This window comes from Neobacillus sp. NPDC097160 (genome assembly GCF_044762155.1).
GTDB lineage: Bacteria > Bacillota > Bacilli > Bacillales > Cytobacillaceae > Neobacillus.
In genome coordinates, this window is sequence record NZ_JBIWDU010000012.1 from 49,275 (window position 1) to 74,567 (window position 25,293).

25 protein-coding genes are annotated in these 25,293 nt (G+C 38.3%); 20 read left to right on the top strand and 5 right to left on the bottom strand.

Annotated features, from left to right (window positions below; translation table 11 throughout):
• The first annotated feature begins 93 nt into the window (after positions 1 to 93).
• From ACIQXV_RS17605 to ACIQXV_RS17625, 5 genes are read left to right on the top strand one after another with little or no spacing between them, the layout of a single operon-like run.
• Positions 94 to 843, top strand: a complete 750-nt coding sequence (locus ACIQXV_RS17605) for a hypothetical protein (protein ID WP_402960545.1) — start codon at positions 94 to 96, stop codon at positions 841 to 843.
• Positions 821 to 1,051 (top strand): 4Fe-4S dicluster domain-containing protein, encoded by a 231-nt coding sequence (locus ACIQXV_RS17610; RefSeq protein WP_402960547.1) that lies wholly within the window; start codon positions 821 to 823, stop codon positions 1,049 to 1,051. Before ACIQXV_RS17605 ends, ACIQXV_RS17610 begins: the two co-directional genes overlap by 23 nt.
• Positions 1,052 to 1,070: 19 nt before the next feature.
• Positions 1,071 to 2,135, top strand: a complete 1,065-nt coding sequence (locus ACIQXV_RS17615) for a 3-methyl-2-oxobutanoate dehydrogenase subunit VorB (RefSeq protein WP_402960549.1) — start codon at positions 1,071 to 1,073, stop codon at positions 2,133 to 2,135.
• Complete coding sequence (locus ACIQXV_RS17620; protein WP_402960551.1) at positions 2,132 to 2,884, top strand: thiamine pyrophosphate-dependent enzyme; 753 nt, start codon at positions 2,132 to 2,134, stop codon at positions 2,882 to 2,884. Before ACIQXV_RS17615 ends, ACIQXV_RS17620 begins: the two co-directional genes overlap by 4 nt.
• Before the next feature lie 3 nt (positions 2,885 to 2,887).
• The gene (locus ACIQXV_RS17625) at positions 2,888 to 3,436 is read left to right on the top strand and encodes a 2-oxoacid:ferredoxin oxidoreductase subunit gamma family protein (RefSeq protein WP_402960553.1); all 549 of its coding nucleotides are present in this window, start codon (positions 2,888 to 2,890) and stop codon (positions 3,434 to 3,436) included.
• A gap of 206 nt (positions 3,437 to 3,642) precedes the next feature.
• Here ACIQXV_RS17625 and ACIQXV_RS17630 read toward each other — a convergent pair whose 3' ends face one another.
• Entirely contained in the window at positions 3,643 to 5,817 is a 2,175-nt protein-coding gene (locus ACIQXV_RS17630; protein ID WP_402960555.1) for an MMPL family transporter, read from the bottom strand.
• A gap of 182 nt (positions 5,818 to 5,999) precedes the next feature.
• Between ACIQXV_RS17630 and ACIQXV_RS17635 the strand changes: the two genes are divergently transcribed.
• The 8 genes from ACIQXV_RS17635 (at position 6,000) to ACIQXV_RS17670 (ending at position 15,509) form a co-directional block, all read left to right on the top strand.
• On the top strand, positions 6,000 to 6,962 hold the full coding sequence (locus ACIQXV_RS17635; RefSeq protein ID WP_402960557.1) for a DNA-binding transcriptional repressor DeoR: 963 nt from the start codon (positions 6,000 to 6,002) through the stop codon (positions 6,960 to 6,962).
• Positions 6,963 to 7,124: 162 nt separating this feature from the next.
• On the top strand, positions 7,125 to 7,799 hold the full coding sequence (gene deoC, locus ACIQXV_RS17640) for a deoxyribose-phosphate aldolase (RefSeq protein WP_402960559.1): 675 nt from the start codon (positions 7,125 to 7,127) through the stop codon (positions 7,797 to 7,799).
• An 81-nt stretch (positions 7,800 to 7,880) separates the two neighbouring features.
• Positions 7,881 to 8,279 (top strand): cytidine deaminase, encoded by a 399-nt coding sequence (locus ACIQXV_RS17645; RefSeq protein ID WP_402960561.1) that lies wholly within the window; start codon positions 7,881 to 7,883, stop codon positions 8,277 to 8,279.
• A gap of 134 nt (positions 8,280 to 8,413) precedes the next feature.
• Positions 8,414 to 8,926, top strand: a complete 513-nt coding sequence (locus ACIQXV_RS17650) for a DUF3189 family protein (RefSeq protein ID WP_402960563.1) — start codon at positions 8,414 to 8,416, stop codon at positions 8,924 to 8,926.
• 21 nt (positions 8,927 to 8,947) lie between these two features.
• The gene (gene proC, locus ACIQXV_RS17655) at positions 8,948 to 9,751 is read left to right on the top strand and encodes a pyrroline-5-carboxylate reductase (RefSeq protein ID WP_402960565.1); all 804 of its coding nucleotides are present in this window, start codon (positions 8,948 to 8,950) and stop codon (positions 9,749 to 9,751) included.
• A gap of 59 nt (positions 9,752 to 9,810) precedes the next feature.
• A complete protein-coding gene (locus tag ACIQXV_RS17660; RefSeq protein WP_402960568.1) occupies positions 9,811 to 10,848 on the top strand; it encodes a HEAT repeat domain-containing protein in 1,038 nt (345 codons plus the stop codon).
• Positions 10,849 to 10,851: 3 nt separating this feature from the next.
• Positions 10,852 to 12,264 carry a glycosyltransferase family 2 protein gene (locus tag ACIQXV_RS17665; protein ID WP_402960570.1) on the top strand — a complete coding sequence of 471 codons (1,413 nt, stop codon included), beginning with the start codon at positions 10,852 to 10,854 and terminating at the stop codon, positions 12,262 to 12,264.
• Positions 12,261 to 15,509, top strand: coding sequence for a hypothetical protein (locus tag ACIQXV_RS17670; RefSeq protein WP_402960572.1), 3,249 nt, complete (start codon positions 12,261 to 12,263; stop codon positions 15,507 to 15,509). The genes ACIQXV_RS17665 and ACIQXV_RS17670 overlap by 4 nt, the downstream gene beginning before the upstream one ends.
• Before the next feature lie 87 nt (positions 15,510 to 15,596).
• Here ACIQXV_RS17670 and ACIQXV_RS17675 read toward each other — a convergent pair whose 3' ends face one another.
• The gene (locus tag ACIQXV_RS17675; protein ID WP_402960574.1) at positions 15,597 to 16,598 is read right to left on the bottom strand and encodes an inorganic phosphate transporter; all 1,002 of its coding nucleotides are present in this window, start codon (positions 16,596 to 16,598) and stop codon (positions 15,597 to 15,599) included.
• An 11-nt stretch (positions 16,599 to 16,609) separates the two neighbouring features.
• Positions 16,610 to 17,227: a DUF47 domain-containing protein gene (locus tag ACIQXV_RS17680; protein ID WP_402960576.1), complete on the bottom strand. Its 618-nt coding sequence runs from the start codon at positions 17,225 to 17,227 to the stop codon at positions 16,610 to 16,612.
• Between the two features lie 353 nt (positions 17,228 to 17,580).
• On the opposite strand from ACIQXV_RS17680, the gene ACIQXV_RS17685 reads away from it, so the two are divergent.
• Complete coding sequence (locus ACIQXV_RS17685) at positions 17,581 to 17,835, top strand: GlsB/YeaQ/YmgE family stress response membrane protein (protein WP_402960578.1); 255 nt, start codon at positions 17,581 to 17,583, stop codon at positions 17,833 to 17,835.
• A gap of 78 nt (positions 17,836 to 17,913) precedes the next feature.
• Here the strand turns inward: ACIQXV_RS17685 and ACIQXV_RS17690 are convergent, their stop codons facing one another.
• Positions 17,914 to 18,855 (bottom strand): RluA family pseudouridine synthase, encoded by a 942-nt coding sequence (locus ACIQXV_RS17690; protein ID WP_402960580.1) that lies wholly within the window; start codon positions 18,853 to 18,855, stop codon positions 17,914 to 17,916.
• Positions 18,856 to 18,947: 92 nt separating this feature from the next.
• On the opposite strand from ACIQXV_RS17690, the gene ACIQXV_RS17695 reads away from it, so the two are divergent.
• The 3 genes from ACIQXV_RS17695 to ACIQXV_RS17705 all read left to right on the top strand — a co-directional run bounded on the left by ACIQXV_RS17695 (position 18,948) and on the right by ACIQXV_RS17705 (position 22,040).
• On the top strand, positions 18,948 to 19,331 hold the full coding sequence (locus ACIQXV_RS17695) for a YhcU family protein (protein ID WP_402960582.1): 384 nt from the start codon (positions 18,948 to 18,950) through the stop codon (positions 19,329 to 19,331).
• Between the two features lie 200 nt (positions 19,332 to 19,531).
• Complete coding sequence (locus ACIQXV_RS17700; RefSeq protein WP_402960584.1) at positions 19,532 to 21,271, top strand: phospho-sugar mutase; 1,740 nt, start codon at positions 19,532 to 19,534, stop codon at positions 21,269 to 21,271.
• A 46-nt stretch (positions 21,272 to 21,317) separates the two neighbouring features.
• Complete coding sequence (locus ACIQXV_RS17705) at positions 21,318 to 22,040, top strand: SDR family oxidoreductase (protein ID WP_402960586.1); 723 nt, start codon at positions 21,318 to 21,320, stop codon at positions 22,038 to 22,040.
• Positions 22,041 to 22,181: 141 nt separating this feature from the next.
• Here ACIQXV_RS17705 and ACIQXV_RS17710 read toward each other — a convergent pair whose 3' ends face one another.
• Positions 22,182 to 22,436, bottom strand: a complete 255-nt coding sequence (locus ACIQXV_RS17710; RefSeq protein WP_402960588.1) for a YhdB family protein — start codon at positions 22,434 to 22,436, stop codon at positions 22,182 to 22,184.
• A gap of 135 nt (positions 22,437 to 22,571) precedes the next feature.
• Between ACIQXV_RS17710 and ACIQXV_RS17715 the strand changes: the two genes are divergently transcribed.
• The 3 genes from ACIQXV_RS17715 (at position 22,572) to ACIQXV_RS17725 (ending at position 25,091) form a co-directional block, all read left to right on the top strand.
• Positions 22,572 to 23,285, top strand: coding sequence for a M14 family zinc carboxypeptidase (locus ACIQXV_RS17715; RefSeq protein WP_402960590.1), 714 nt, complete (start codon positions 22,572 to 22,574; stop codon positions 23,283 to 23,285).
• A gap of 91 nt (positions 23,286 to 23,376) precedes the next feature.
• Positions 23,377 to 23,562 carry a hypothetical protein gene (locus tag ACIQXV_RS17720; protein ID WP_402960592.1) on the top strand — a complete coding sequence of 62 codons (186 nt, stop codon included), beginning with the start codon at positions 23,377 to 23,379 and terminating at the stop codon, positions 23,560 to 23,562.
• 113 nt (positions 23,563 to 23,675) lie between these two features.
• Entirely contained in the window at positions 23,676 to 25,091 is a 1,416-nt protein-coding gene (locus tag ACIQXV_RS17725; protein WP_402960594.1) for a SpoVR family protein, read from the top strand.
• The last annotated feature ends 202 nt before the right edge of the window (positions 25,092 to 25,293 follow it).

The window sequence follows — 25,293 nt, forward strand, 5'->3', positions numbered from 1 at the left end:
CAGTGAAGTGTGACTTTATTCGAGGCAGTTTAGACATCTGGTGTTTTATAATAGAGGGTGAAATAGTCATGGAGTAATTTTTAAAAGTATTTTTTGAAAACGCTTACGTTTTTAGAAGAGGAAGTGACATTATCGTTGAATGAAATTAAAAAGATTACCATTTTATCTGGTCACTTTGGCAGTGGGAAAACGGAAATTGCGATAAATTTAGTGGTAGCCGAAAGACGTAAACATGAAAAAGTCGCCATTAATGATTTAGACATTGTTAACCCGTACTTTCGCTCCCGGGATGCTGCAGGCATCTTTCAACAACATGATATTGAATTACTTGCCCCGAAGAATCGTCTGGCAGCTGCTGATCTCCCCATCGTGTCCGGTGAAATGTATCGAGTCATACATGACCATAGGTATCGGTTAATTGTCGATGCCGGAGGAGATAAAGATGGAGCAATGGCACTAGGACAATACTATCACGAATGGAAGGAGTTACGTCCAGAATTACTCTTTGTTTTAAATGGGAACCGTCCATATGTCAGTACAGAAGATGGAGCACTTTATACAGTTGAACAGATTGAAAAAGCTTCTCGATTAAAAGTAAGCGGCATTATTAACAACTCAAATATTGGCTCCGAAACAACGATACATGATATTGAGAAAGGGTATGAGCTATGCAGCAGTTTAGCTGAAAAGCTTGAAATTCCCTTTTTATATTCCACCATTTCAGTCCATTTGAAAAAGGAAGCAGAAGACTTTATGAGCAATCATAATGTTGTTTTTATTGAACGGTTTATGAAATTGCCTTGGGAAAGGGAGAATTCACATGGAGAAAAGAGTCGTATTTAATGAAGATCGTTGTAAGTCTTGCGGCCTTTGTGTTCAAGTCTGCCCAACAAATGTTATTTTTCTAGCGGACTATTTAAACGGAAAAGGGTATCGGCCAGCAGCAGTGGTAGACCAAGAGCATTGTATTAGCTGTGCTAAGTGTGCCCAAATATGTCCGGATGCTGTCATTTCTGTATACAGGCCAGCAAAAATTTTGCAAACAGTGTGATTGGAAGGGAGATACAGACATGGGGAAAGTGTTAATGAAAGGCAATGAGGTTATTGCCGAAGCGGCTGTACATGCCGGTTGTAAGTACTTTTTTGGCTACCCAATCACGCCGCAAAGTGAGCTCGTTGCCTATATGGCAAGAAGGCTGCCTGAAGTTGGCGGATTATTTTTACAAGCTGAAAGTGAAATAGCGGCAATTAATATGGTGTACGGGGCTGCGGGGACTGGTGTTAGGGTGATGACTTCGTCGTCAAGCCCAGGATTCAGTTTGAAGCAAGAGGGGATTTCTTATTTAGTCGGATCAGAGCTTCCGGCTGTTATCTGTAATATCGTTCGCGGAGGACCAGGGTTAGGGAATATTCAGCCTGCCCAATCAGATTATTTCCAGGTAACAAAAGGTGGCGGACACGGGGATTACAACATTACAGTTTTAGCGCCGGCAAGCATACAGGAAATCGTTACATTGACACAGGATGCCTTCAATATTGCTGACCGTTACCGGACACCGGTGATTTTAATGGGTGATGGCATGCTTGGGCAAATGATGGAACCGGTTGAATTTGGAGAACACCCGGAAACGGAACAGTTTAAGAAGGACTGGGCGACAACAGGCACCCGCGGTGATGGAGGTCCAAAAATTATCACTTCGCTTGAGCTTGATGCGGAAAGTTTAGAAATGCGAAACCGGAATCTGCAGCGGAAATTTGCCATGATAAGAGAAAAAGAAGTTCGTTATGAAACATACCAAATCATTGATGCAGATTTTATTATGGTTGCTTTCGGAACAGTCGCCCGAATCACCATGAATGCCATTACGAGGGCAAGGGAAAATGGAATTAAGGTTGGTTTAATTAGACCGATTTCCCTTTGGCCATTTCCTGAAAAGCCGTTTATTGAAACACGGGATCAGGTAAAGAGTTATATTTCTGTTGAAATGAGTGCAGGGCAAATGATTGAGGATGTTAGATTGGCTGTAAATGGTCATGCTCCAGTTGACTTCTTTGGCCGAACCGGTGGAGTTGTCCCAACACAAGAAGAGATATACGATAAGATTTTGGCGGTTGCTGGAGGTGTACCGGTATGACAATGAAAACCGTTTTTGAAAAAACGAACGGCCTGACGGATAAGCCTACACACTATTGTCCCGGCTGCATGCACGGTGTGATTCATCGCCTTGTTGGTGAAGTATTAGCGGAAATGGATATTTTAGAAGAGACAATTGGCGTTGCATCAGTGGGATGTTCGGTGTTATCGTATGAGTATTTTAATTGTGATATGACACAAGCTGCACATGGGCGTGCGCCTGCAGTCGCAACAGGAGTAAAGCGGGTCTTACCTGATCGCTTTGTCTTTACGTACCAAGGTGACGGGGATCTTGCTTCTATCGGCATTAGTGAAGTCATTCACGCAGCAGCACGAGGAGAGAACATCACGGTTATTTTCGTCAATAATGCCATTTATGGAATGACAGGGGGACAAATGGCGCCAACGACATTGATTGGTCAAGTAACAGCAACCACCCCATTCGGGCGCGATGCCAGCATTCAAGGGTCACCGATTAAGGTCTGTGAAATGATTGCTACACTTGATGGTGCTGCCTATATTGAACGAGTTTCTACCCATGATATACAACACATCCAAAAGGCGAAGAAAGCGATTAAGAAGGCATTTGAAACACAGAAAAAAGGTTTAGGTTTCTCCATGATTGAGGTTCTATCGACATGTCCGACAAACTGGGGACTTGATGCGAAGGAATCGCTTGACTGGGTAAAGGACAACATGGTTCCTGTCTATCCCCTAGATGTTTATAAGAACAAAGAGGGAGTGATATAGCCGATGCTTGAAGAAATTATTATTGCCGGCTTTGGCGGACAGGGAGTCATGTCAATGGGGCAGCTGATTGCCTATGCAGGTATGCTAGAAGGGAAGGGTGTTTCATGGCTTCCTTCCTACGGACCTGAACAACGAGGTGGTACGGCCAATTGTGCGGTTGTGGTCAGTGATGAGCCGGTTGGCTCGCCGCTTGTCACAAGACCATCGACAGCGATTGTATTAAATAATCCCTCATTCGATAAGTTTGAGCCTCGTGTTCGTCCTGGCGGAATCTTAATGCTAAATTCTTCACTGGTTGTCAGGACATCTGAGCGCAAGGACATTAAGATCATAGAAATAAGCGCAACCGACATGGCCAATGACCTAGGAAATTCCCGTGTGGCAAATATGATTTTATTAGGTGCTTTTTTGGAGCAGACAAAAATGGTTTCGATCGATTCTGTTATAGAATCATTAAAGAAAGTACTTTCAGTTGATAAGCATCATTTAATTGCGATCAACAAAGAGGCATTGCAGAAGGGTGCATCATTAATTGCCGTTCCAATAACCTAAAGTAGAGCCAGCCGTTTAATCGGCTGGCTTTAACTATAAATATGTAATAACTGTGACATAATAGTTAAAGTGAACCGCTAAGCTTATATGTAGTATTAAGTAAAATCCCAAGTGAACAAGATGCGAAAATATTTAAATAGCGCTGGAGCTGGACAATTCTCAAAGTCGAAATTTATACTTAACTGAAAAAAAGCCAACCTAAAAATTTAGGCTGGCTTCTTACTTACCTCCCGTTTAGGTTTATTTTTATAGCCGAAAAACCACCAATTCCAATCCCCTAACAGCTTCATTAAAGCAGGGACCAACACCATCCTGACAATTGTTGCATCAATGAAAATGGCAATGGCGATTCCCACGCCCAACTGCTTAACCGGCATTACACCTGTGAAGGCAAATGCACCTGTAACGACAATCATAATGGCAGCTGCGGAGGTAATAATTTTACTGGTGTAAGTTAAGCCAGATATAGTCGCCTCGCTATTATCACCAGTTTGCAAATAAAACTCCTGAATCCTTGAAATCAGGAAGACCTCATAATCCATTGATAGTCCAAAAACAAGGGTGAACACGAATACCGGTAAAATTAAGGCAATATCAACAGGTGTTATTCCTAAGTGTCCCTCCTGGAAAATCCAAACGACAATTCCAAATGTACAGGCAAGGCTTAGCACATTCATTAAAATGGCTTTTATAGGGATAAGAATGGAACGAAATGCCGCCATTAAAATAATAAAAGTGGAAAGGACAATTAATAATAATCCATAAGGAGCCTTTTGAAAAATCTCCGCAAAAATTTCTTGCTCGAATTTAATTGGACCGCCGAATGAAGCTTTTAGACCTAAATCATTTTTAGACCAATCACTAACCCATTGTCTAGCTTTAGCGGAATGTTCACCTGTTTTCAAATAAACTTCCAACAACATTTGATTGTCTCTGATAAAGTAGTCGGTAATAGGAGCTGTCATGGTTTTGTCGCCATTGTTGAGCAATTGATATAGCTGCTCATAATCCTTTATACCTGTCGTTGAAAAAGGTGAATCAACCGTATACACAAGGTGGTCATGCTCAAGTTTATCAATCACCTTACTAACCTTTTCTAAATTGTTTTTATCAATTATAGTACCATTTGATTCGAGAACAACCGTTACCTTTTTCTCATCGCGCCTTTCTGGAGCAATAAACTGGTCTTGAAATGTTTCTAAAGCCAATCTTGAAGGATATTTAGCAGGAAGAGAATCTGCCCCAGGAATCGCTAAGACCATTTGTTTTACTGGGATGAGTCCAACTAACAGAATGGCAAGTGCAGCTATAGCCATAATAATCGGACGTTTCATGACGAGCTTAGCAAATTTATGCCAAATGCTTGTTTGCTTGTCTGATATCTTAAGGATACTCAGTTTGTTAATGTTTTTCCCTAAAATGGCCAGTAAAGCTGGTAAGAACGTTAAGGCACAAATGGCCGAAATCAATACGACTGTCATTCCGCCAAGGGCAACATTTTGAAAAATATCAATTTTGATAAACCAAAGCCCTGATAGCCCGATAAAAACACAAAGTCCTGAAAAGATAATTGATCGGCCAGCGGTGGCAATTGTAATTTTAAGGGCTTCTTCAATGGAGTTTATTTGTAATTCCTCTTTGTACCGATTAATAAATAACAAAGCAAAATCAATACTTAAAGCAAGACCAATCATTGGTATGATATTTAAAATAAAGATGGTTAAATCGGCACTATAACTAAAGAAATAAACGGTACCCAAGGTTGTTAAGATGGAAACCACTCCGATGACAAGTGGCAGCGATGCGGCGATAAGTCCGCCAAATGCTAGGATAAGAACAACTAAGGCGATCGGCAGACCAATCATTTCCGCCTTGGCTAAATCTTCTTGGCTCGCAACATTCAAGTCTTGGACAATGATGGGTTCCCCGGTCATCATAACCTTTAAGCCGGGTTTGTTTTTAAGAATTTTCTTTAATTGCTCAATTTCCTTCCCCAGGCTTTCTGCTTTTTTGTCAAAAGAGAGAAGTCCATATGCATATTGATCCTTGATCATTCCTTCTCTTTCAAAGGGTGAGGTAATGGTTTCAGCACTATCAAAGCCAGCTAATTTTTCAAATGTGTTTTGTATAAAATTCCTAAACTGATCATCATTGACTGCTTTATCTCTTTCAAAAACTAGGATAATTGATGATTTGGCATGTCCAAAGTTTTCTTCCAGGGTATTTCTTGTCTCATTGTATTCCCCTTTATATTCAAAGCCATTACCACTTAAAACAGTGGGTAATTTCAATGCGAAAAAACCAAACAAGATAATGACTAAAATCCAAAACATCAGTACCCATTTCCGATACCGGTATATGTATCCCCCTAATTTCTGCATTTGATCTCCTCCGTTTACGAGTTCTTTATTATAGTATACATAAGAATATGAAGGTAATCCGATGACTTTTTCGTGTCAGATTAAATATCTAAAATAGAATAATGTTCAAATTAAATTTTACAAATGTAAAGATATTATGAACCTACTCACTATTTTTGTTACAATATAGTTGAAAATATCAAATGATATGGGTGATACATGTGGATCGTGAAAAATTAAGCAAGGTCATTGAAGCGGCCAAATTATATTATTTATTGGATTATAACCAAAACGAGATTGCCAAGATGCTGGGTGTTTCCCGTCCTACCGTGTCGAGATTATTACAGCAGGCGAAGAGCGATGGCATTGTCCAGATTAATATAATGGATCCGACTGAGGATGTTGAAAATTTAGCCGTTCAATTAGAAAAAAAGTTCAACCTAAAAAAGGCAATAATCGCTTCCATTCCGCAATATGAAAACCATATCATTAAAAATTACCTGGGAGAAAAGGCTGCCAATTATCTTGATGAGATTGTTAAGGATGATGATATTATTGGAGTAACATGGGGAACTACTCTTTATCATATTGCTATCGAGCTAAAACAGAAGTTTGTGAAAAATGTGAAAGTCGTTCAATTAAAAGGCGGCGTAAGCCACGCAGAAACAAACACATATGCTTCTGAAATATTGTACCTTTTTGGAAAGACCTATAATACTACCCCACACCATCTCCCATTACCTGCTATTGTTGACCATGTTGTCGTAAAGCAGGCGATGGAGGCAGATCGTCATATTCGAAAAATATTAGAGCTGGGCAGTCAGGCAAATATTGCCTTGTTTACGATTGGGTCGATTAAAACAGACTCTTTATTATTTCAGTTAGGTTATTTTACAGAAAGTGACTTGGAATCCCTTTATGGAAAAGCAGTTGGTGACATTTGCTCGCGATTCTTTGATAAGAATGGTGAAATATGTAATGAAAGCTTGAATGAAAGGACTCTTGGCGTTAATCTGGATGAATTGAGAAAGAAGGAATATTCCATTGTTGTGGCAGGCGGTCCAAATAAAATTGAAGGAATCTATGGGGCATTAAAAGGTAAATACGCGAATGTGCTTGTCACAGATCAATTTACAGCCAAATTTTTACTTGATAAACGGGAATAAAACACTGAAACAGCAGGAATTGCTGTTTTTTTTATTAAATATTTTTACATTTGTTCAAATGTGTATTTACAAATGTTCATATTCTTTGTTATAGTTACATTGTGATAAATAAGTACGAATCATAATATATATAAATTTTAATTTATTTGGGAGGATATAAATATGACTCAAAATGTTGTAAGAATGATTGATCATACATTATTAAAAGCAGATGCTACTCGCGGTGAAATCGTTAAAATTGTTGAGGAAGCGAAAGAATATTTGTTTGCATCTGTATGTATTAACCCTACTTGGGTTAAAACGGCAGCTGAAATGCTGGCTGATACAAAAGAAGTGAAAGTTTGTACGGTTATCGGTTTCCCTCTAGGTGCATCAACACCTGAAACGAAAGCATTCGAAACAAAAAATGCGATTGAAAACGGTGCAAATGAGATTGACATGGTGATCAACATTGCAGCCCTAAAAGATAAGCAGGATGATTTGGTGGAGAGAGATATCCGTGCTGTTGTGGAAGCTGCAAAGGGAAAAGCATTAGTAAAGGTCATCATCGAAACTTGCTTGTTAACGAACGAAGAAAAAGTAAGAGCATGTGAGTTTTCCGTAAAAGCTGGAGCAGATTTTGTTAAAACATCAACTGGCTTTTCAACAGGAGGAGCAACAGTCGAGGATATTCGTTTAATGCGTCAAACAGTTGGCCCTGATATTGGTGTGAAGGCTTCCGGTGGCGTTCGCAGCCGTGAAGATGCATTGGCAATGGTTGAAGCAGGTGCTACCCGTATTGGTGCAAGTTCTGGCGTTTCTATTGCTAAAGGTGAACTTTCTAGTAGCACCTATTAAAAATATAAATGTGCAGCGTTGTCCTTGATTGGGTTATGAAAATAATCCAGCATTAATAATCCCTGACGGAGCGTGAATAAAATGGAAGAAAAGATCCTTATCCAAGAAGCGAATAAAGCTAGAGAGTTTGCCTATGTTCCCTATTCTAAATTTAAGGTGGGTGCAGCACTCTTATCAAAAGACGGTCAGGTCTTTCATGGCTGTAATATTGAGAATGCTTCATATGGTATGACAAACTGTGCCGAACGGACGGCTTTGTTTAAAGCTTATTCAGAGGGTGCAACTCAATTTGATTCACTTGTAATTACAGCGGATACGGATGGACCCGTTTCTCCTTGCGGGGCTTGCCGTCAGGTGATTTCTGAGCTTTGTGATGCTGAAATGGAAGTCGTATTGACAAATTTAAAAGGCGATATTCAACGAATTCAAGTAAAAGATCTTCTTCCGGGTGCCTTTTCACCTAAAGATTTAAATAAATAAAAGGTATGCAAAAGAGAAGCCCTCCTAATGGTTAGCTTCTCTTTTATTGTTTTTACCGATTTGGTATCAACTCTAGAATTGAAGAAAGTATATAAGAACATAATATACTTAGATCATTAAAAAGGGATGATACCATGATTTATATTTATAATGATTATGGTGGGACACATACCACTTCATTAGCAGCGGCATATCATTTAAAACAGCTGCCTCAATCCGAGAGGAAACTTACTACGGAAGAAATATTAAATGTAAAATTTTTCAATAAATTAACTAAAGACGATTTCGGAAAACTTATCTTTCACGGTGTTGATGAGGAAGGCAACTCCGTTTATTCAATTGGACGGAAAAGGAATAAATATGTCGTTCCTGCATTAAAAGAAATGAGTTTATTACTCCAAGAAAAACACCAATTCGATGAAAAAATTGTTTTTTCTAATACTTCGCCAACCGTTCCATTTGTGATGTCAATGGGGGGATTTTTCTCCAGAGGGTTAAAAATTGATATGATCGGTGTACCGTTATTAGTGAAAGGTGCCAAACGGTGCTGTGATAATGTTTTTCGTTTAGTTGAAAACACAAAAGATATTGGAAGGACAACCTTTGCCGAAAATGTCATTGTATTAGAAAATGAAATGTATAAGTAGGAAAGATAAGGTGTTATGCAAATGAATAAAAAGATAGGTTTTATTGGAGCAGGGAAAATGGCTCAAGCTATCATCGAAGGGATTGTAACATCCAATATGATCCCGAAAGAAAATATTATGGCAAGTGCAGCAACAGAAAAAACAATTAATAAAATCGTCCAGGCATATGGCATTTTTACAACATTACATAATAAAGACGTTGCCAGGTTTGCTGACATACTGATTCTGGCGGTGAAACCGGATCTTTATGCATCAGTCATTGAAGAAATAAAAAAGGATATTAAACAAAATGCTATAATTGTCACTATTGCAGCAGGAATTAGCTTATTGGATATTGAACAGGAATTTGGCTTTCAAATAAAGGCTGTCCGTACAATGCCTAATACCCCTTCATTGGTTGGTGAAGGCATGAGTGCTATTTGTTCAAATGATTATCTTAGCGAAGATGAAATAGCTGAAGTGGAATGTTTATTCAGTTGCTTCGGTAAAACCGAACGGTTACAAGAAAAATTCATGGATGCTGTTCCCTCAATAAGCGGTTCCTCACCAGCATACGTTTACATGTTAATAGAGGCAATGGCTGATGGAGGTGTACGTCAGGGAATACCTAGAGACAAAGCTTACCGTCTGGCTGCTCAGGCTGTTTTAGGGGCTGCGAAAATGGTCCTTGAGACGGGATTACATCCGGGAGAACTTAAAGATGATGTTTGTACCCCTGGTGGTGCAACCATAGAAGCAATTGTAACGCTGGAGCAGAAGCAATTTCGGGGATCGATTATGGCTGCGATGGAGAACTGCACTAAAAAGGTAAAAAGCCTAAAATAATTCAGCGGATTATGGATCCTTTAAAATTGGATCCTTTTTTTATAGAAGGAAGATAAAACATGTTGAAAAATGAGTTATTTAGCCTTTCGGTCTTAACAATTTCCATTTTATGTATATTGGTTATTTTATTAGTGTATTTAATCATACGAAAAGAACTTGATATAAGGAATAGAAAAAAAATTGAAAACTACAAAGAAAAATACAATCCACTCATTTATCGTATGTTGACAGAACACATTTATTCTAGGAAACTGACGCCGGAAACTGCGCTTCAGCAAAAGGCATTCGAGGAGCTTCTTAGCCGTTATATAAAAGTATTAGAAAGTGCGGAAGAAAAAGAACGATTAGTAGAATTAGCTGCGCTGTATTTAACTGAATACTATCGAAAGCGGCTTAAAAGCTTAAAATGGAGTACACGAATGAATACTCTTTATCACATTGAGGATTTCAATATGATTTCATTGTTAGATGATGTATATACTTTAACCAAAAGGAAACGGCTTTCCCATGAAGAGCTTGTACATATTTTAAGAATTCTTTCCTTATTCCAATTTAAACCAATATTGCAGTTGCTTACTACTAAATATCAGTATCTAGCTGAATATGATTACCGTCATATTTTGCTCCGCTTAAATAAGCATCAATTTGATCAATTTGTTCTTTATTTTCTTAAAGCTGAACTTCCCTTACAAAAGGCCGTACTTGAAGTAATCTCTATTAAGAAAGATTTAAGTTATCTTCCGTTCGTCGAAAATATTATTTCCAGCTTTTCAGGAGAAATAAAGCTAAGAGCTTTAAAGGCAGTGGCGCAAATCGGCTATGTTAAAAATATTAATCCTTATTTAGATCTGCTCTATTCCACTAAATGGGAGGAAAGGCTGGTTGCAGCTAAATTAGTTGGTTCATTAAAGGAAGAAAAAGCGATGTCAAGATTAATTGAGCTCTTGCATGATCAGGCATGGTGGGTTCGTTCCCAAGCTGGACAGTCAATTAGTCAATTTGACAATGGGAAAGATGTTTTACGGACGGTATTAGAAACATCTAAGGATGCTTTCGCAAAAGACATGGCCTGGGAATGGCTGCATAAAGGGGTATAAGCGATGTCATTTTTTCATTGGGGAGACATTGTAACGGCTTTTGCTTCGTTCATTGCCATTTATATGGTTATTGTTATTATGTTTTACACGATTATTTTGGTTATTTCTATGTTACAGCTTCACAAGGAATACCAGCTCGATCGGGTTCAGGTCTATGATGATTATATCGAGGAAATCTATACAAAACCTGTTTCGATAATTGTCCCGGCTTATAATGAAGAAGCAGGGATTGTCCATAGTGTCCGCTCCTTATTAAGTGTAAATTATCCTGCATTTGAAGTCATTGTGGTGAATGATGGTTCAACTGATCATACTCTAAATAAAATGATTGATCATTATGAAATGAAAGAAATAACAAAAGTGGTTCGAAGACAAATTAACACAAAACCATTAGGTAAAATTTATCAATCCGCCATTTTTGCACATCTGTTTCTGATCGATAAAGAGAACGGTGGAAAAGCGGATGCTTTAAATGTTGGTCTTAATTTTTCACATTATCCCTATTTTTGCTCTCTTGACGGTGATTCAGTTCTGGAACAGGATGCGTTTTTAAAAGTGATGAAGCCGATTATTGATTCCAATGAGGAAGTGATAGCCTCAGGAGGCAGTGTACGAATTGCGAATGGCTGTCAAATTCAGAATGGCATTATTCAAAAAATTGGTTTATCTGATCAACCATTAGTTGTCATGCAAATTATTGAGTATTTACGTGCCTTTTTAATGGGTAGAATCGGTCTAAGCAGGCATAACCTCTTGTTGATTATCTCCGGTGCCTTTGGTGTCTTTTCTAAGAATTGGGTGATTGCTGCAGGGGGGTATCGAACTGATACTGTCGGAGAAGATATGGAATTAGTGGTGAGAATTCATCGGCTGTTAAAGGAAAAAGGAGAGAAGAAGAAAATTGTCTATGTCCCGGATCCGGTATGTTGGACAGAGGTGCCGGAAGATACGAAGTTTTTGAGGAGACAAAGAAGACGTTGGCATCGGGGGCTGTTTGAAAGCTTATGGATTCATAAAAAAATCACCTTAAATCCAAAGTATGGTTCAATTGGGCTCCTAGCTTTTCCATACTTTTGGATTGTTGAGTTTTTTGGCCCGATTATTGAATTATCCGGATATATTTTTATGATTCTATGTTTATTTCTTGGCGGAATTTATATTGAATTTTCCATTTTATTATTTCTTTTATCGTGTTTATATGGTTCCATTTTTTCAATGGCAGCCGTTCTTTTAGAGGAATGGAGTTTAACAAAGTATCCAAAGGTTTCAGATATCATCAAGCTTTTCTTATATTCTTTAACAGAAACCATTTGGTACAGGCCGCTGACTGTTCTTTGGCGTTGCGAAGGAGTGTGGCAAATGCTAAGAGGGGATAAAAGCTGGGGAGAAATGAAGAGAAAAGGTGTATCAGAATGAAGAAACAAATTAACTTAATCATCTATGCTGTTTTATTTATCTTTTTTTTGACAAGCCCCTTCTGGTTATGGAAAATCCAGCCTTCAAAAAAATTAAATATGTTAATCGTCGATAAAACGGTGCCAAATCGATCCTATCGCGAACATAAAGGGCTGGTTTGGATTTTAAACAATGCTAAATACTTTAAAAATGGAACAACGCCTTATTCTGTGAAAAATGATTATATAGGATTTGAACCGAAAAAAGACCAGAAATATACGATTGACCCCTTACCGAAGGACATAAAACAATATGATGTGATTTATTTAACCGACCAATATGGAGTATATAAAAAGGACTTTCAACAAAAGAATTCCTCAGGTAATCGATCATCCAAGATTTATGGCGGCCTTACATCCGGTGAAGTGAATCAAATTGAAAAAGCACTTATTCAGTCGAAAGGGAAAACCTTAATCGCGGAATTTAATACGTTTGCAAGTCCAACATCTGAAACTGCAAAGGCGGAAATTTCTACTTTACTTAATGTGGAATGGTCAGGGTGGATCGGCCGTTATTTTTCCGATCTTAATAGCTCAGAAGTACCTGAATGGGTAAAGGAGAATTATCAGAAGCAAAAGCAAAAATGGGCCTTTAATGGAGACGGTTTAGTCTTTGTCAGCAGAAATAATTATGTTGTGGTGATTGGAAAAGAAGATTTGACCGATAATGGGCTCCTGCTTCAATTAACAGGTAAGGGAAAGAAACATTTTACTCGAGAAATAAAAGGGAAGTACCAGTATTGGTTTGATATTATCGAAGCAAGAGATAAGAAGGAGGTTTTGGTCACTTATAATCTGCCGATTTCAACGGATGCAAAGAGAAAATTGGAAGAATATGGGATTACATCCGATTTTCCGGCTGTCATTTACCATCAAAATGCGAAATATTCTTCCTATTATTTTTCTGGTGATTATGCTGATGAAGTTGAAGTGCCGGGCATTTATCAAACAAAGGGCTTTGATACATGGAAAAGTACACTTGGAGCAAGAGATTCTTTTTACTGGCAAGCGTATGTACCAATGATGAAGGATATTTTAAAACATGGACTGAATCATGTAGAAACCCAAGAAAAAGTAGAGTTAGTTGAACATAACGGGGTAAAGACAAATAGTAAAACAGGAAATACCTATATTCAAATTCAAAAGAATGGAAAATGGCAGGATTTTTTAATTAAGGGAGTAAATATGGGGATCGGGAAGCCCGGTTATTATCCAGGTGAAGCAGCGATTACCAAGGAAGAGTACTTCCGCTGGTTTAAGGATATTGGGGCAATGAATGCCAACGCCATTAGGATATATACGCTGCACCCGCCGCAGTTTTATGAAGCATTTTATGAATATAATCAAATCGCGAAAAAGCCTTTATACCTGTTCCATGGGACATGGGTAAATGAAGAGAATTTAATCCATACCCAGGATGCATTTTCAAAGGTGAATCTAGATGATGCTAAGCTTGAAATAAAAAATATGATTGATATTATTCATGGAAATGCTGATCTTCCCATGCGCCCTGGACATGCTTCAGGTGTATATAAATATGATATCTCCAAGTATGTACTTGGGATGATTATTGGAACAGAATGGGACCCGAAAATGGTGACGAACACGAATGAACTACATACGGGAATTGCCCAATTTAATGGCGAGTATTTTAAAACGAAAGATGCCAGCCCGTTTGAGGTTTGGCTTGCGGGACTGATGGACCACGCTGCTGCATACGAAGCAAAACAATACAACTGGCAGCATTCGATGAGTTTTACGAATTGGGTAACAACCGATTTGCTACAACATCCTTCAGAACCGCTTGAGCAGGAGGATATGGTTTCGATTGACCCGAATCATATTCAGGCCGGAAACTCCTTTAAAGCGGGTCTGTTTGCTTCATATCATATTTATCCTTACTACCCTGATTTTCTTAACTATGAACAAAAATATCTTGATTATGTTGATGCAAGTGGAAAGAAAAATAATTATGCCGGATACCTCCATGAATTTCGTGCCGTCCATCAGATGCCTGTTTTAGTTGCGGAATTTGGTGTGCCATCATCAAGGGGGTTAACGCATAAGAATCCGTATGGAATGAATCAAGGATTTCATTCAGAGCAAGAGCAGGGGGAAATAGATAGCCGTTTGTACCAATCGATCGTCTCGGAAGGATATGCGGGCGGGCTTGTTTTTACATGGCAAGATGAATGGTTTAAGCGTACTTGGAATACGATGGATTTTGATAACCCTGACCGCCGGCCCTATTGGAATAATCAGCAAACAAATGAGCAGCATTTTGGGTTGCTGGGGTTCGAACCAGGTAAAAGGGCATCAGGGATTTTGGTGGATGGTACAGCAGCGGATTGGGAACTGGCAGATGGTAAAAAGGGCTATCAGTCTACAGATAAACAGGAGCCTTTAAAGGAAGTTCGGTTCACATCGGACAGCGGCTATTTGTATTTTCTGCTTAAATATAATAGACCTGTGACATATCCAAATCAAGGAAGCTACATACTGGTTGATACAATTGGGAATCAAGGACAAACGATGATTGCTATAAATGATAAAACAAAGGTTCAAACAGATTATGGAATTGATTTTTTTATCAAACTTACAGGGCCAAAAGATTCTAGAATTATGGTCGATAGTTACTATGATTCATTCTATTACCAGTATGCAAAACTCTTACACATGATTCCGGAAGTGTCATATGCAGCTCAAAAAGATAATGGGGTGTTTCATCCCATCCGGCTGGCACTTAACAAACAACTAACGATTCCTTCGACTAAAACAACGATTCCATTTCAGGATTATGAAACAGGAGTACTTAGGTTTGGGAATGCTAATCCAGCAAGTAAAAAGTTTGATTCCTTAACCGACATAAGCATCAGCGGCGATAAAAAGGTGATTGAGGGAAGAATTCCATGGCAGCTGCTGAATTTTAAGGATCCAAGCTTAAAAGAAGTAATGGGCGATTTGTGGAACAAGGGATTATCATCTAGTGTGGAAACGAATGGAATTCGGATTGCTGTCGTCACTACAGAAGCCGGAATTGTTCAACAAACAATGCCAAAAGCCGCAAATGGCAGGATTCAGCAAAAAGATGTATTTTTATATAGCTGGAAAAGCTGGGATAATCCCATTTTTCATGAACGATTAAAGAAGTCATATGGAATAATGGCAGAAACATTCCGGACAACTAAATTAAATCAAGAAAAATAAGCAAACAAAAAACAACCACCAGTCTTATAAATGGTGGTTGTTTACTATTGGATTAAAACCAGAGAAATACTTATCCAGTTTTAAGAACTAAAAGAATAGATTTAAAATAAAAAAAGAAATTGCTGCAATTAGTGCAGTAATCGGAAGTGTAATCACCCAAGTAATGAGCATACGTTGTGCTGTATCCCACTTTACTCCTTTAAGGCGATGTGAAGAACCTACACCAAGTATACCAGAAGAAATAACATGGGTAGTACTGACAGGTAAATGGATAAATGTTGCCCCAAAAATAATTGCCGCACCGGTTAAATCTGCTGCAACACCATTAATCGGACGGATCTTCATAATTTTTCCGCCAACCGTTTTGATAATCTTCCAACCGCCAATTGAGGTACCTAGGCCCATTGCTGCCGCACAGGAAGCTTGTACCCAAAAAGGAATGCCGGCATCTGGGCTAAGGTACTTATTAGCAATAAGTGCCAGGGTGATGATTCCCATCGACTTCTGCGCATCGTTTGTACCGTGAGAATAAGATTGCAAGGCTGCGGTTGCAATTTGAATATAACGGAAATTTCGGTTCGTTTTTGTTAAATTAAAATTTTTAAAAGCTACTTTAAAAATGCTATACACAATATAACCTACTACAAATGCAAGAATTGGAGAAAGGATAAGTGCTTCAAGGATTTTTAAGAAACCACTATAGTTCAGAGCATGAAATCCTTCTGCGGCAATCGCTGCACCTGCAATAGAGCCGATAATGGCGTGCGAAGAACTGCTTGGAATCCCGTAATACCAAGTGAGCAAATTCCAAAAGATGGCTGCAATTAGTGCAGCTAGAATGACTACCGAACCATTTGATAATGTAAATGGATCGACAATATCTTTTGAAACTGTTTTGGCGACACCTGTAAATGTTAGGGCACCAACAAAATTCATGATTGCCGCCAACAGGATGGCCTGGCGGGGTTTTAGTGCCTTCGTTGAAACTGAAGTGGCGATTGCATTTGCAGTATCATGGAAACCATTTATGAAATCAAATGCAAGGGCACCAATGACAATAAATATGGTTAAAATCAAAACAAGACTCATGTTTTAGCTCCTTATGCATTTTTCATAATGATTGATTCTAAAGTGTTTGCTACTGTCTGACAGTAGTCCGCGATATCCTCAAGATTTTCATAAATTTCCTTATATTGAATAATACGAATGGGATCCTTTTCAATAGTAAATAAGTTTTTAATTGACTGGCGCAGAATATTATCACAATTCGATTCATAGTCCTTGATTTTGATCGCATGTTCACGTATTTGCGGTAATTTTTTGTTTGAAAGTAATGCAATTGCCTTATCGATTTCATGAACACTGCCCTGTATGGCATCGACAAATTTCAACATAAATTCATCTGCCTGTGTAATAGAATACATCTCGAATAATGCAGCAGAAGCTTCAAGTCCATCAAGGACATCATCCATGCTCATTGCGAGAGCAAGAATATCTTCACGTTCAATAGGAGTTATGAAGGCGTCGTTTAATTCTTTAATAACATCATGTACATATGTATCTCCCTTTGTTTCTAATTCCTTCATTCTCTCTGAAAAAATTTTCAAATCACTTACATTTTTTAATTTATATTCGGTAAAGAAATTTGCACTTTCTTTAAGGTTTGCTGAAATATTGCTAAGTAATATTGAGAATTTATCAATCTTTTTGAGAGCCATTTGGTTACCTCCATTTTTTTTCATAATTGTTTAATGAACTCAATAATTTTACTTGAAAAATGTCGATTAAAATAGAATTCTTAACAAACTTTACAAAAACTTAACATAAGAATTTTCGGAATATTCAGCTCTGAGCAAAGCACTTTTTTACTTTTGCCTGGAATCAATAATTTATGTATACCCATAATTTTTCAAGATGTAGGTTAATATGTCCGATTTTTATACTTGTATGAGTATAAAAAAGAAAATAGGGTACTTTAAAGGTACAGGCAGAAAGAAAAAAAACTTTCCGCTTCTGCCTGAGATTTATGCTAATAAATGATTGAACGAATACTAAAAAGGAGTGTTCTAAAATGAGTTTCATTTGGGCATTAATTGTAGGTGGAATTATTGGATGGTTAGCAGGTCTAATTGTCGGAAGAAATATACCTGGTGGCATTATTGGTAATATCATTGCTGGTTTTGTTGGCGCATGGCTTGGGACAGCAGTTTTAGGTAATTGGGGGCCTCATGTGGCTGATTTTGCAATAGTACCGGCAATCATTGGAGCGGCTGTACTGGTTCTCCTGCTAAGCTTCATTATGCGAGCCTTTAGAAAAGCAGATTAAATTAAAAGCGGAAGTGCCCTGTTCAGCGGCGTATAGAAAGCCTCCCAAATTCGGGAGGCTTTTCCATTATTAGCTCTGTTAAACTGAATAAACATCTATATTCTTTAAGATATCTAATGGACCGATAAAGGGTGCGTGACATACCAATCTTTCTTTCGTAAATGGGTGGATAAATTCCAGTTTAGCGGCATGAAGTGCCTGCCTTTTCTCCACAGGCTGTCCACCATATAATGTATCTCCCACTATCGGATGTCCTATGTGACTTAAATGTACTCTAATTTGATGAGTCCTTCCTGTCTCTAGCCAGCATTTCACATAAGAAAGATGCTTTATTTTATCTTCTTTTAGCACCTGAAAATGAGTAATGGCATCTTGCCCGGTTGGTGAAACCCTTCTTTTGGTTGCATGGTGCCGGTCGCGTCCGATTGGTTGATGAATTGTGCCTTTTTTTTGTTTAAACAATCCATGGACTGCGGCAATATAAGTTCGTTTTATTTCCCTTTTTTCTAGCATTTTGTCTAAAATTGCCCCCGCTAATGCATGCTTTGCAAATAGAACAGCCCCTGATGTATCCCGATCTAATCGATGAATTTGCCGAATATTCCGTAGTTCTCCTTTAGATTGTAAATAATATGCAGCAGCATTTAGGAGTGTTTTTGTCTCTGTCAAAGGGTCATTTGGATGAGTGTTCATAAATGGCGGTTTATTGATTACTAAAAGGTGGTCATCTTCAAATAGGATGTCAATATCATAGAAATTCGGAATGAGCCTGAGGTCCTCGTCTTCAAAAAGTTGGATTTGCATTTTTGCTTCAGCAGCAAGGGGCAAATTCCAATTAATCCGGCTTCCATCCATAAGAACCTTATTCTTCATTCGGAATAGATGAGTTAACTTTTTTGGTGCCTCCCATACATGGCGGAAAATCTCATCAGTTGTTTTACCTTCCCATTCTTTAGGAATTGTGATTTGAAACCACTCGCCCATTCGTACTGTTTTTAGCATAATTTCTCCTTTTGTCATCCACTAATTACCACCGTAAATCCTTCGGCAGTTATGTTATTCTTATGATATAAAATTCAACAGAAAAAAGCGATGGCAAAGGTGGGTTACAAGTGAAAATAGTATTTGCCTCGACACCAAGTCAAGAAGAAGAAATTATTGGACTGGTGAGGTACATTTATTCAAATATTTTTCCACTCTTTTATAGTGATGAGGACATATGTGAGTTTGAGCAGTTAAAAGTTTTGCATACATCTGAAGATTTTAGCACGTTAAAAGATGCCTTTCAGGTAATGACTTGCATTCAAACGTTAATATCGATTCTGGAGTCCTCGCTAGATGAACAATACGAAGATGTATTTAACAAGAATGTTTCAACACTAAAGGACTTCGGACTATTCTTTCCGTTCGAATTTGAACAATTTGTTGATGCAAAAAGGTTGAAAAACACCATGCTCAGTATATACACAAAGGCGGATAATGAATTGATTATATAGAGGGAGAAACAGCCTGGTATTTTTTTCAGGCTTTTTTCTATTTTTACCCTTTAGGTAGTAAATTTGATGTATTATAGAATGTGATTACATTCACGTAGATTCTGCGAAAATTGTCGGTATATTTCGCGCGATTTTTGCAGGAGTAACTATTTAGAACTTAGAAACAATACATAGTAGGCAGAAATAGGAGGGGACACCTTATGGATTGGAAAGTAATTGCAAGTAGTTGGATTGAATTTTATGGATTGGATAAAGAATTAAAAAATCAATTAGAAAAATTGAAGAAGGATGAAAAGCAATTAGAAGAGTCTTTCTATAAGAACTTAGAATTTGGAACAGGCGGAATGCGCGGTGAAATTGGTGTAGGGACAAACCGAATGAATATCTATACCGTGCGTAAAGCTTCAGCAGGCTTAGCCGCTTACATAGAAGAACAAGGTGTTGAAGCAAAACAACGGGGTGTTGTGATTGCATATGATTCACGGCATAAATCTCCGGAATTCGCATTAGAGGCAGCAAAGACACTTGCGACGAAAGGGATTCAAACCTATGTTTTCAATGAACTAAGACCGACTCCGGAACTCTCTTTTGCCTTAAGATACCTAAATGCCTTTTCTGGAATTGTCATAACCGCCAGCCATAATCCACCGGAATATAACGGCTATAAAGTTTACGGTTCTGATGGAGGCCAGCTTCCACCTGAAGGAGCTGACTTAGTCATTACTAAGGTAAACGCGATTGAGAATGAATTATTGATTGAGGTTGATAGCGAAGAAAAGTTAAGAGATTCCGGGTTAATTAAAACCATTGGTTCAGAGATTGACCAAGCCTATATTGAAAAATTAAAAACAATTTCAGAGAATCCAGGACTTGCGGAAGATACAGATATTAAAATTGTTTTTACTCCTTTACACGGAACCGCCAATAAGCCGGTACGTGCCGCACTTGCTGCATTAGGGTATAAAAATGTAACGGTTGTTAAGGAACAAGAGCTGCCGGATCCGGAATTTTCAACAGTGAAAAGCCCTAATCCCGAGGAACACGCTGCTTTTGAATTAGCCATCCGCGACGGCAAAAGAATAGGGGCAGACCTTTTAATTGCAACCGATCCTGATGCAGACCGTTTAGGCATAGCTGTGCTTAATCATGAAGGCGAATATGTCGTTCTCACAGGTAACCAAACAGGGGCATTATTACTTGATTATCTTCTTACTCAGAAGAAGGAAAATGGAAACCTGCCACAAAATGGAGTTGTTTTAAAAACAATTGTTACGTCTGAGATAGGAAGGAAAATTGCTTCTTCTTTTCAATTGGATACAGTTGATGTTTTAACAGGCTTCAAGTTTATTGCTGAAAAGATTAAGGAATATGAAGCAACGGGTGACCATACTTTCCTATTTGGCTATGAGGAATCTTATGGCTATTTAATTGGGGACTTTGCCCGCGATAAGGATGCAGTACAAGCTGCATTGCTCGCAACAGAGGTTTGTGCTTATTATAAAAAGCAAGGCATGACCCTTTATGAAGGGATGCTTCAAGTATTTGAAAAATATGGTTTTTATCAGGAAGGTCTTCGCTCCTTAACATTAAAAGGTAAAGAAGGGGCAGAGCAGATACAGCGCTTATTGGAATCCTTCCGTAAAGAATCATTAACAAATCTAGGGGCCTTTAATACGGTTGCAACAGAGGATTATTTGACAAGTATCCGCGTAACGCAAAATGGAGAAGAAAAAATTGATTTACCAAAATCAAATGTCCTAAAATATACTTTTGAAGATGGCTCATGGGTATGTCTACGACCATCAGGAACAGAACCAAAAGTGAAATTTTACTTTGGGGTAAATAGTGAAAGCCTTGCTGAAAGTAAATCAAAACTTCAAACTATTGAAAAAGACTTTATGGAGCTAATAGATAAAAAAGTGAAAATGGTGCAAATTTAATATGTAACCATCAATCGAAACAGAACATCATGAAGGGAAGAAAAATATGTTAAAAGATCAAGTTGCCATTGTCACTGGCGCATCGCGAGGAATTGGCAGGGAAATCGCCAAAAAACTTGCTGAGCAAGGCATGAAATTAACGCTTGTCGGTAGCTCTTCGCAAGTGTCGGGAACTGCGGAGGATTTTAAAAAAATGGGCTATGCCAATATTCTTCCTGTTCAAGCAGATGTTTCAATAGATGAGGACATGCAGAGGGTCGTTAGGAAGACAATTGAAACCTACGGTACAGTTGATGTACTTGTAAATAATGCAGGGGTAGGTTTCTTTAAATTAACAGAAGAAGTTACGGCTGATGAGTGGAAGAAGATATTTGAGGTGAATGTTCAGGGGGTGTTCCTAGCAACGAAGGCAGTTCTTCCACATATGAAAGAGCGAAAATCGGGAACGATTATTACCATTTCTTCTGATGTTGCCCGCTATACCATCCCAAATGGTTCGGCCTATACCGCAACTAAATATGCGGTACAGGGTTTTTCCGGTTCGGTTGCCCAGGAAGTACGAGAATACGGAATCCGCGTCGGGACCATCAATCCCGGTATGGTCGATACTTATTTTGCAGAATCAACTCAAGGCCTTCCGGAGAAAAAAGACTGGCTAAAGGTCGAAGACATCGCAAGTGCAGTTATCTATATGGCATCCGCTCCAAAACATATGATGATTGATGAAATCGTCCTACACCCATTTGTTCAAAATTATCCGATTGCATAAAAAAGCGGAAGCGCCTAGGCGCTTCCGCTAGACAATTCTCAAATAGAAAAACGGCTTCCTTTTAGGAAGCCGTTTTTTGGTGGAATTCTTTGGCCCGGTTGTAAAGAAATTTCTCAACAAAAATGGTATCCACTTGTTTTTTCAGGAAAGACTATAAATCGGTATCCCATTAGCATCAGGTTCAACGATTTCGTTAGCATGGTCGATGTAACGAAGAAGATTGTAAAGCTTTGTTTCAAGTACCGTGTAATCTCGTTCAAAATTGTAGGCATGCAGGAATTGTTCAATTTTTTTTGATAAGAATTGGTCTTTTGTTCGTACCATTAATATCAGTAAATTATCCCATTCAGATCGGTGCGTATAGTATAACGCCCTGTCGTAATCCAATTTATTCATTTGTTTTCTCTCCTCCTTATTAGGAGTTGAGATTATTGTATGACATTCTCGAGATAACTTTCACAGAAAATGTTGGACATCCATTGATCACGCTGTTTTCAACATTTTCCTGAATAAATGAAAGAAGTGAGGGGATTGGAGAAATGTTTATGGACTCTTTTGTTATTATTTCTTGTATTTGAAACGGCTGCAGAAGGAAAAATTGTTAAAACGAATAAACCGTATTCATATGATTTGCTTGAACAAGATCTGAAGAACATTCAGATAAAATATAAAAAACAAATTGAAATGAAATCCATTGGAGTTACTCACTTCGGGAGACCAATATGGGCTATAAAGCTTGGAAAAGGAGAAAGGAACATCGTTTTAATTGGCTCACATCATGGACGTGAATGGCTGACAAGCACACTGTTAATGAAAATGCTTGAGTCTTACGCTGAGGCCTATCAGGGTGAGAGAAAATTCGGGTTCAAATCCACCACGGTCCTTAATGATGTATCGATTTGGTTTGTGCCGATGTTAAATCCGGATGGTGTAGCGATCCAACAAAATGATCTTACACCTTTTCCAGCCGAGCATCAAAAACGATTAATGCTTATGAACGAGTGTTTGAATAATTTTGAAAGATGGAAAGCAAATGGACTCGGAATAGATTTAAATCGGCAATATCCGGCAGGGTGGGAGGCTCTTGATCAAGAACCTGCAGACCCGTTTTATAAATTTTACAAAGGGAAAAAACCACTTGAATCAAGTGAGGTCATGGCCTTAACCAATTTTATTAAAGAAATAAAGCCATCCATTGCTGTAGAGTTATCATACGGCAGGCAGAGAGATCTTTTGGAATTATAAAAATGGCAAGCACCTTTGGCGAGATTATTCAATTGCAAAAAAAATCTCGAAATTAACTGGCTATAAATTAGCAAAACCGGCTAAAGAAGCAGTGGGAGGCGGCTTTACTGATTGGTTTATCACTTCTTATCACAAACCAGCCATGACCATTGAAATTAGCTATCTTGTTGGGGAAACTAATCCTCCTTTATCTGTGTTTAAAACGGAGTGGAAACGGAATCGTTATGTAGGACTTATGCTTGCAGAGGAAGCAAAAAATATCTTTCATCCAACATAACACCCCTCTGCTTAGGGAAAGTAGAAATAGTTTAAAATAGTTTATGCTATCTTGTTTCATCATTCCCGCCCTGCCTTCATACATTGTGGTAAGAGGAAAAGGGGGAGTGACGAATGAATGTAGAAGGTCGCAAGCAGCTTGAATATGCCATCAATGAAATTACTGAAATCGCAACCGGCTTTGGTTTGGATTTTTATCCGATGCGTTATGAAATCTGTCCTGCAGAAATTATTTATACCTTCGGAGCCTATGGGATGCCGACTCGATTCTCACATTGGAGTTTCGGAAAGCAATTTCACAAAATGAAACTGCATTACGATTTAGGACTAAGCAAAATTTATGAACTCGTTATAAACTCTAACCCATGTTACGCCTTTTTACTTGATTCCAATACCCTTATTCAAAATAAACTGATTGTCGCTCACGTCTTAGCACATTGTGATTTCTTTAAAAATAACCTCCGTTTCCAAAATACAAAGCGGGATATGGTCGAAAGCATGGCAGCAACAGCAGATAGAATCCATCAATATGAAATTCAATATGGTAAAAAAGAAGTAGAAACCTTTTTAGATGCTGTGTTGGCTATTGATGAACATATTGACCCATCACTCATGAGGCCAAAGCTTTCCTGGACTATTGGGGATGATGAGGAAGATGAAGATTTAGAACATCATGTGATAACACCGTATGATGACCTTTGGAAGCTGGACGACAAAGGCAAAAAGGCGGCCGATCAACCGAAGAAAAAGAAATTTCCGCCTCGACCTGAAAAAGACTTATTACTATTTATCGAAACCTACAGTAGGGAGCTTGAAGATTGGCAGCGGGATATCTTGACCATGATGCGGGAAGAAATGCTTTACTTTTGGCCGCAGCTGGAAACAAAAATCATGAATGAAGGCTGGGCTTCGTATTGGCATCAACGTATATTACGTGAAATGGATTTAACAAGCGGAGAATCAATTGAATTTGCCAAATTAAATGCCGGGGTTGTTCAGCCATCAAAGACGGGGATCAATCCCTATTATCTAGGTATTAAAATCTTTGAAGATATTGAAGAACGCTATAACAATCCAACTGAAGAAATGATACGAAGGGGTGTACAGCCTAATTCAGGCCGGGAAAAAATGTTTGAAGTTCGTGAAGTAGAATCGGATATTTCTTTCCTTCGCAATTACTTAAATAAGGATCTTGTTATGAAAGAAGATATGTATCTTTTCCAAAAGCAAGGACGGGATTATAAAATTGTTGATAAAGAGTGGGAGCATATCCGTGACCAACTGGTAAATATGCGGGTGAATGGCGGATTTCCCTACATCACCGTTAATGAAGGTGATTACTTGAAAAATGGCGAGCTTTACCTAAAGCACTGGTATGAGGGGGTTGAACTGGACGTAAAATATCTTGAAAAGGTGCTGCCATATATCCAGCAGCTGTGGGGCCGGCCGGTTCATATCGAAACCATGATTGAAGAAAGGAAAATGCTGTTTTCATATGATGGGAAAGGTGTTCACCGAAAATATTTATAAAAAACGCACAAATAATTTAAGAATAGGGAATTATACGTAAAAACGCTGAAATTTTTTCAGCGTTTTTTTCTGTCACAGGCAAGGATGTTGAAGTTGGTGGCATCATAGTTCATATCAAAACATTCAAATAAATGTTTGAACATTGTAATTAACTAACATATACTTATAATCAAATAGATGTTTGATTAAATAGGGGGTGAAA

What these genes read in the sequence shown, in the direction of transcription:
- ACIQXV_RS17610 (WP_402960547.1), top strand. Translation starts at nt 821, where the DNA reads ATGGAGAAAAGAGTCGTATTTAATGAAGATCGTTGTAAGTCTTGCGGC.
- ACIQXV_RS17615 (WP_402960549.1), top strand. Translation starts at nt 1,071, where the DNA reads ATGGGGAAAGTGTTAATGAAAGGCAATGAGGTTATTGCCGAAGCGGCT.
- ACIQXV_RS17620 (WP_402960551.1), top strand. Translation starts at nt 2,132, where the DNA reads ATGACAATGAAAACCGTTTTTGAAAAAACGAACGGCCTGACGGATAAG.
- ACIQXV_RS17625 (WP_402960553.1), top strand. Translation starts at nt 2,888, where the DNA reads ATGCTTGAAGAAATTATTATTGCCGGCTTTGGCGGACAGGGAGTCATG.
- ACIQXV_RS17630 (WP_402960555.1), bottom strand. Translation starts at nt 5,817, where the DNA reads ATGCAGAAATTAGGGGGATACATATACCGGTATCGGAAATGGGTACTG.
- ACIQXV_RS17635 (WP_402960557.1), top strand. Translation starts at nt 6,000, where the DNA reads ATGATATGGGTGATACATGTGGATCGTGAAAAATTAAGCAAGGTCATT.
- deoC (WP_402960559.1), top strand. Translation starts at nt 7,125, where the DNA reads ATGACTCAAAATGTTGTAAGAATGATTGATCATACATTATTAAAAGCA.
- ACIQXV_RS17645 (WP_402960561.1), top strand. Translation starts at nt 7,881, where the DNA reads ATGGAAGAAAAGATCCTTATCCAAGAAGCGAATAAAGCTAGAGAGTTT.
- ACIQXV_RS17650 (WP_402960563.1), top strand. Translation starts at nt 8,414, where the DNA reads ATGATTTATATTTATAATGATTATGGTGGGACACATACCACTTCATTA.
- proC (WP_402960565.1), top strand. Translation starts at nt 8,948, where the DNA reads ATGAATAAAAAGATAGGTTTTATTGGAGCAGGGAAAATGGCTCAAGCT.
- ACIQXV_RS17660 (WP_402960568.1), top strand. Translation starts at nt 9,811, where the DNA reads ATGTTGAAAAATGAGTTATTTAGCCTTTCGGTCTTAACAATTTCCATT.
- ACIQXV_RS17665 (WP_402960570.1), top strand. Translation starts at nt 10,852, where the DNA reads ATGTCATTTTTTCATTGGGGAGACATTGTAACGGCTTTTGCTTCGTTC.
- ACIQXV_RS17670 (WP_402960572.1), top strand. Translation starts at nt 12,261, where the DNA reads ATGAAGAAACAAATTAACTTAATCATCTATGCTGTTTTATTTATCTTT.
- ACIQXV_RS17675 (WP_402960574.1), bottom strand. Translation starts at nt 16,598, where the DNA reads ATGAGTCTTGTTTTGATTTTAACCATATTTATTGTCATTGGTGCCCTT.
- ACIQXV_RS17680 (WP_402960576.1), bottom strand. Translation starts at nt 17,227, where the DNA reads ATGGCTCTCAAAAAGATTGATAAATTCTCAATATTACTTAGCAATATT.
- ACIQXV_RS17685 (WP_402960578.1), top strand. Translation starts at nt 17,581, where the DNA reads ATGAGTTTCATTTGGGCATTAATTGTAGGTGGAATTATTGGATGGTTA.
- ACIQXV_RS17690 (WP_402960580.1), bottom strand. Translation starts at nt 18,855, where the DNA reads ATGACAAAAGGAGAAATTATGCTAAAAACAGTACGAATGGGCGAGTGG.
- ACIQXV_RS17700 (WP_402960584.1), top strand. Translation starts at nt 19,532, where the DNA reads ATGGATTGGAAAGTAATTGCAAGTAGTTGGATTGAATTTTATGGATTG.
- ACIQXV_RS17705 (WP_402960586.1), top strand. Translation starts at nt 21,318, where the DNA reads ATGTTAAAAGATCAAGTTGCCATTGTCACTGGCGCATCGCGAGGAATT.
- ACIQXV_RS17710 (WP_402960588.1), bottom strand. Translation starts at nt 22,436, where the DNA reads ATGAATAAATTGGATTACGACAGGGCGTTATACTATACGCACCGATCT.
- ACIQXV_RS17725 (WP_402960594.1), top strand. Translation starts at nt 23,676, where the DNA reads ATGAATGTAGAAGGTCGCAAGCAGCTTGAATATGCCATCAATGAAATT.